Raw genomic sequence first — 5,829 nt, 5'->3', positions numbered from 1 at the left:
GGCAATAATTGCTTTATATGTTCCCTGCATCACGAAGAATATCTTCCAGTGAATAATTGATGAATGGAACATCAAAATCTGCCAATATCTCTGCAAATGTAGTTTTTGACAATCCTGCCAGCTCCGCAGCCTGTCCTAAAGAAAGTTTACCAGATTCATAAAGTTTGGCTGCCAGAAAGCGCAGTGTACTTCTTTCATCCAGCTCAAATGTATCAGGTATGTGCAGTGTTATGGTACTCATAGAACAAAGATAAGGAATTCAATTCTACGTCCAGCTCGAAGATATCCCTTTTTGTAGTCAGCTCAATATAAGCAAGCCCGTTCGCTAACGGAACGGGCTTTCCGGCAGGCATAGGATATGCAAAGGATCAGTTTTTTATCAGCTTCACGGAAGGCACGCGCCAGTATTGATTACCGGAGGTCATGGTGGCTACAAAGCCCAATGAAACGGCCTGTGGCTGCGTAATGCTGAACTGGCACTGTACGGTATAACTCGCAGACCTCGTGGCAGGAAATGCAATGTACCCTGCTGCATCGGAAAGGTTGCTTACATCCGGTAGCGTATTGCCGGTGGCAGCCACCACGTATACCGGGTCAAGCGCTTCGGTGTAGCAGTTTACCAGGAAAATATAGTTTCCCGCAGGTAAAGTGACGGTCTGGTATATTTTGCCATTGATGATATTAGCGGTGCCGCTCCATCCGGATTCCATTACCAGGCAACCACCGGCATCAGCCGCATAACCGCCAAAACCGGAGTGGTTCATCACGTTGGGGCTGGTGATCCAGGGGGCGGCCAGGGTGCCCCATCTGCCGCCATCGTAGGTGGCCCTTACAAAAGGACCGGTATTTTGCAGGTATTGAGCCGTTACATCCGCTTTTACGCTATGATCCTGGAAGGCCACGTAAAAAGTATCGAACGCGGTAGGATTAGGCAGGTAAGCCGTCCGGTAACTGATACCGCTGCCTGATTTGAAAGCAGGCAATGAGGTGCTGAAAGAGGTATTAGCAGATACGATCAGGGTATCATGCAGCTTACCGGCATTGTCTTCATACTTAATCCGCATGTTTACCACGCCTGCATCTGCATTCACATCTACCCAGTTGATCAGCGCCGAACCGTCGGGCTGTATCTCCGCATTGGAGATACCCCGGTTAATGAGCGCAGTTTCATACAGCTGCCCGAATACGTTGGCCGAAGTATTGACCGGGATAGAAACATGACCGGCGGCATCATAGGTCCTGATCTCAAAGTTCATCAGTCCTTCGGGCAGATCGGAGATGATCACTTTTGGGGTATCTACACCGGCTGTTCTTTTAACTGCTACTTCAACGGAATCCTGGCGGCTGTTCCAGAATACTTTGTAGGCAGTGATCTTGGGGTCGGAGGTAAAAAGACCGGTGATCATTACCCTGCTTTTACCGGAAAACGCCTTTACAGAGTCCATTTTACCGGGATAGACGATTGCGCCGCCGGCCATATATTGATCCCTGTATTCATCCATTTTTGTGCAGGCGCTTATGATAAACACCAGCGCCAGTAATATACAGGAAGCTGTAAGTTGATGCTGTTTCATTTCTTTTGAATTTCGTTGATTGATGATAACTAGTTCCCCCATAATGTGAACTCCGCGATATTGATAAAGTAAGATCCCTGCCAGTTCGACAAGCTCCTTATCCTGATGTAGCGGTAAGCGGTTTGCCCGGCCGGGAAGTCAAACTGCCAGCCGTTGTAAGCCAGTGTCTGATCGGAAGCGGTTTCCGTAGCATAAGGGGAGCCGGAGGGCTTTACCACGTGACAGGTAGTGAGTTTGGTCCAGCTTTCATCCAGGTTGCCGCTAAGACTGGGACTATTAGACGCCCATATTTCAAAGTCTTTCACATTACCTCTTACGTAGTAATTGTCGCCAAGCTCTTTATATGGATTTACCTGCATACGGCTGAAGATATGGGCTTTGCCCAGGTCCAGCGTTACCATTTGCGGACTGCCGGCCTGTTCTACGGTAAACAGGCAGCGCGGCCATCCGGGGTGGAAGTCGCCGTCGTATATGTACGGCACATCCGTACGACCACCGTTATTCAGGATATCTGCATCTTTGGGCAATACATAATTGCTCCATTCCGACTTTGGCAACAGCATTTCAAAAAATGGAGTGAGCGATACAAAGAGCGTATCTGAAAAATTCATCCACCGGTCCCTCACCACAAAAGCATAATTTCTTTTGATAGCGGGCTGCTCTCTCACGGCGCTTTTGATCACGGGGTCATTGCTGTATACATTGTCCATCCCCACTGTTTGCACCCATTTGCCGGTGCCGGAAGAATCCACCAGCGGGATGATCGCCAGGTTTTCCAGCGTAGGATTGTTACAGGTAAGATTGAATCCCCCGAAGGTCGCTTCCACTACGAGTGACCTGTACGCAAGATTGATAGCGGGTGTGAGGGGATTCACCGTAACAGCAACCGCGGGGGAGGAAACTTCGCTGGAGTTTACGGAATAGAGCTTAATGACGTGGGCCAGCGTATCTCCGAAACCTTCTACCGTCAGACTATTTTCATAGTGGGAAGCTTTTACCTCCGCAGGATGCCCGGGAGAAGTTTCATACACGGCCTTTACATAGGAAAGATCCGGATCGGAAGGAAGAGAATAGGTGATCACTGATTTTCCATTGGCGTTCGTCACAGTTATACCGGTTACCACGCCTGGTGGATTGGTATTGGTGACCATGGCTTTATTCAGTTCCTCTCTTTTACAGCCTGACATCAATGCCAGGGAAAACGCTGTATATAAGATCGTATTTGATTTTATTGTTCTCACTTCTTAATGATTTAATGTTAAAAGACATCTGTACGCTGTGCAGCTTACCAGTTGGGATTTTGCACCAGGTTGGGATTCACCAGCAGGTCATTTTCTTTTATCGGCCACAGGTAATCGCGCGGAGCTACGAAATGCCTGGAGAGAAAGGAAATTTCGCGGTAGTACAATTCTGCGGTCTGACCACTGACCACCCAGCCGGTAATGTTGCCGCTTAGCTCCTGTGCAGCGGTTTTCCAGCGCAACAGGTCCCAGTAACGATGTCCTTCAAAGCAAAGCTCAATGGCCCTTTCCCGTTGGATGATGGCCCGCATTCCTTCTTTGGTAGTGTATTTGGAAGGGTTGCGGCTGTAGTTGGACCATGAGCTTTGTACGGTTTGCAAACCGGCCCTGGCCCTGATCCTGTTAACATAATCATATACATCTTCTCCGGGGCCCTGTACTTCATTCAGTGCTTCCGCATAGAGCAGGTACAGGTCTGCCAGCCGTATTTCAGGATAGGGATAAGGAGGATAGGTGACCGTGTTCCAGTCCATATGCCAGTTCACTACCTTCTTCATATAAAAACCTGCAATAGGTACCGGGGAAGACTGGCTCAGCTCACTGCCGCGGGCCATGAGCCAGAATGTATTTTCATCGTTTTTCGACGGGCTGTTGGCCATATACCAGATGCCCCTGTCGAAGCCCAGATCGGCGTAATATCTTGGTTCCCGGTCAAAATTTAAACGGGCGGTGGTTTCTCCTTCTTTGATGTTAAACCTTTCGGCATGGGTAGCCACCCGCAATGCCGCGATGTTTGAAAAGTCGAGGGTCTTATCTTCATCGATAGGAACGCCGTTTTGTGTATAAAACATTTTGGCCATCTTGATGGTGGGGCCCAGTAACGGGTGCCCTGCGGTTTTTGAGGCCACTGCATTGGGGAAGTCGAACTGCCCTATACCGCAGCGTTGCAGGAAGGTGCATCCCCAGGAAACACCGCTGGTAGAGCCCCAAACCAATTCACTGTTCCATGGCTCGCTCATGGAGTTGCGGACGCTCATCTGCGTCATGGTGGTAGCGCTTAACGGTATGGTTTGCTCAGGAAAAGTATACAGGCGGATTCCCTGCGCCGTGCAGAGGTCAATAGCCGCTTTACATGCATCGGCGGCACGTTGCCACTTGGCGGCGCTGAAAGTAGTATTGAAAAGCTGTACCCCGTCTTTGTTCTTGAAGGCGCCGTAGTCAGAGTTGCCGTTGAATAAAGGGCTGGCGGCTGTTACCAGTAATTTGGCCTTTAAGCTTAATGCGGCGGGCCTGGTAACGCGCCCTAATTCAGAGGAGATATTGGCAATGCTCACCGGCAGGTTTACTGCTGCGGCATCGAGCAAACCGGCGATATAGTTTACCACGGAGTCTACCGGTTGGCGTTTAACATACATCTCATCGATAGAAGCGCTGATAGGCAGGTTTTTGTCTATCACCGGTATAGGGCCATAGGCCCTGAACATAAGAAAATGATAGTAGGCTTTCAGGAAGGTGGCTTCCGCTATCCACCTGGTTCTTGTATCAATATCGAGATCCGCCACTTTACTTTGATTTCCTACATTTTCAAGAAAGATGTTACAATCCCTGATGGCCTTATAGCAGGCCACGCCATCCCTGTCGCCGGTCATGTAGTTGGCGATGGGATCAGAGGTATTCTGATCTCCGTAATCCAGTCTTAATACATTGGTAGACCTGATATTATTCGTGGGGTCCAGCACAAATACCTCGTCGCTGGCCGATAGCCCCACGTTATAAGTAGGATCATAATTAACAGGCATGTAGGCATAACAGGAAAACAAATATTTTTCAGCTTCTGTTTTGGAAGTAAAGGCATTGTCGATAGTGGCCACATTATCCGGCACTACATCCAGGAAAGGCTTTTTACAGGCAGTTCCGGAAAGGATCATGATGAGCAGGAAGAGGATGGAACGGGCAACATGATGCTGGCTGTTAGAGGCCTGTGTTCCTGCCAGGCGATGGCTGTTAAACTTAGTATCGTTCATATGAATTAATGCTTTTTTTGAATGTTAGAAACCAACCGCTACCCCGATGTTATACACCCGCTGAACAGGGTATCCCAATCCTGATGCGCCCATTTCGGGGTCCCATAGTTTAAAGGCGCTGATGCTGAATAAATTCAACCCATTGGCATAAATGCGCCCGCTGGTGAGGCGTAGTTTCTTCAGAAGAGGGCCGGTAAGGTTATACCCGATCTCTGCTGATTTCATGCGTAAGAAGGAACCGTCCCTTAACCACCAGGTGGATGTTTGGGTGTTGTTCTGAGAGATGGTATTGCTTAGCCTGGGCCAGAAAGCATAGGAATCGCGGTTGTCTTCCGACCAGTGACTGTCTGCAATCACCTGCAGCAAGCCATTCTGGTTACCGCCGTTGAGATAAAAAGGAGTAGTATTGGCAGCGTTAATGATAAAGGAAGATCTGGCGGAGCCCTGGAAAAAAGTGCTCAGGTCAAAATTTTTATATCCAACAGAGAAACCAACACCATATATAATTTCCGGTGTGGTAGGATACCCGATCGGCACATAATCGGCATCGGTAATTTTTCCATCTCCATTTACATCCCGGTATTTAATATCTCCACCCATGATGCTGCCATACTGTACGGGAGAGTTATTTACTTCGGCCTGGTCAATGAACAGTTTTTCTGCGATCAGGCCATAGATCTGCCCCAGCGAGTTGCCTACTTTAGACAGGTTCTTATTATTTTCCGCGTATTGTGGTTCTTCGTTTACCAGCAGTTTACTTTTGGCATAGGTAAAAGTACCGCGTGCCTGCACCCAGAGGGAATTATTAAACGTTTTACGGTAATCGGCCACGAGGTCAACTCCGCGGCTGTAAGCCTTTCCGGCATTGGAAGAAATGTTGGCCTGCAACCCCATTGAGCTGGGCACGGTGCTTCTTACCATGAGGATGTTGGAACGGTTTTGCTCATAGGCGTCTACGGTGATGGTAAGGTCTTTAAACACGGTAAGGTC

At 48.8% G+C, this 5,829-nt stretch carries 4 protein-coding genes and 1 pseudogene; all 5 read right to left on the bottom strand.

The genetic code is table 11. The features are described 5' to 3' along the window. Positions 1-13 precede the first annotated feature (13 nt). Entirely contained in the window at positions 14-241 is a 228-nt protein-coding gene (locus VIM72_RS18690; RefSeq protein WP_332004345.1) for a UPF0175 family protein, read from the bottom strand. Positions 242-368: 127 nt separating this feature from the next. Then, positions 369-1,574: a DUF4998 domain-containing protein gene (locus tag VIM72_RS18685; protein ID WP_332004344.1), complete on the bottom strand. Its 1,206-nt coding sequence runs from the start codon at positions 1,572-1,574 to the stop codon at positions 369-371. Between the two features lie 29 nt (positions 1,575-1,603). After that, positions 1,604-2,815 (bottom strand): DUF5000 domain-containing lipoprotein, encoded by a 1,212-nt coding sequence (locus VIM72_RS18680; protein ID WP_332004343.1) that lies wholly within the window; start codon positions 2,813-2,815, stop codon positions 1,604-1,606. Positions 2,816-2,859: 44 nt separating this feature from the next. Then, entirely contained in the window at positions 2,860-4,839 is a 1,980-nt protein-coding gene (locus tag VIM72_RS18675; protein ID WP_332004342.1) for a RagB/SusD family nutrient uptake outer membrane protein, read from the bottom strand. 24 nt (positions 4,840-4,863) lie between these two features. Further along, positions 4,864-5,829 (bottom strand): annotated as a pseudogene (locus VIM72_RS18670) (SusC/RagA family TonB-linked outer membrane protein); the annotation flags it as partial.

The sequence above is a fragment of the Chitinophaga sp. genome (assembly GCF_036569185.1).
GTDB lineage: Bacteria > Bacteroidota > Bacteroidia > Chitinophagales > Chitinophagaceae > Chitinophaga.
Note: the sequence above shows the minus strand (reverse complement) of the source record. Positions and strands in the feature narration are given on the sequence as shown.

Coding starts and splice junctions, on each gene's coding strand:
- VIM72_RS18690 (WP_332004345.1), bottom strand. CDS start 241: ATGAGTACCATAACACTGCACATACCTGATACATTTGAGCTGGATGAA.
- VIM72_RS18685 (WP_332004344.1), bottom strand. CDS start 1,574: ATGAAACAGCATCAACTTACAGCTTCCTGTATATTACTGGCGCTGGTG.
- VIM72_RS18675 (WP_332004342.1), bottom strand. CDS start 4,839: ATGAACGATACTAAGTTTAACAGCCATCGCCTGGCAGGAACACAGGCC.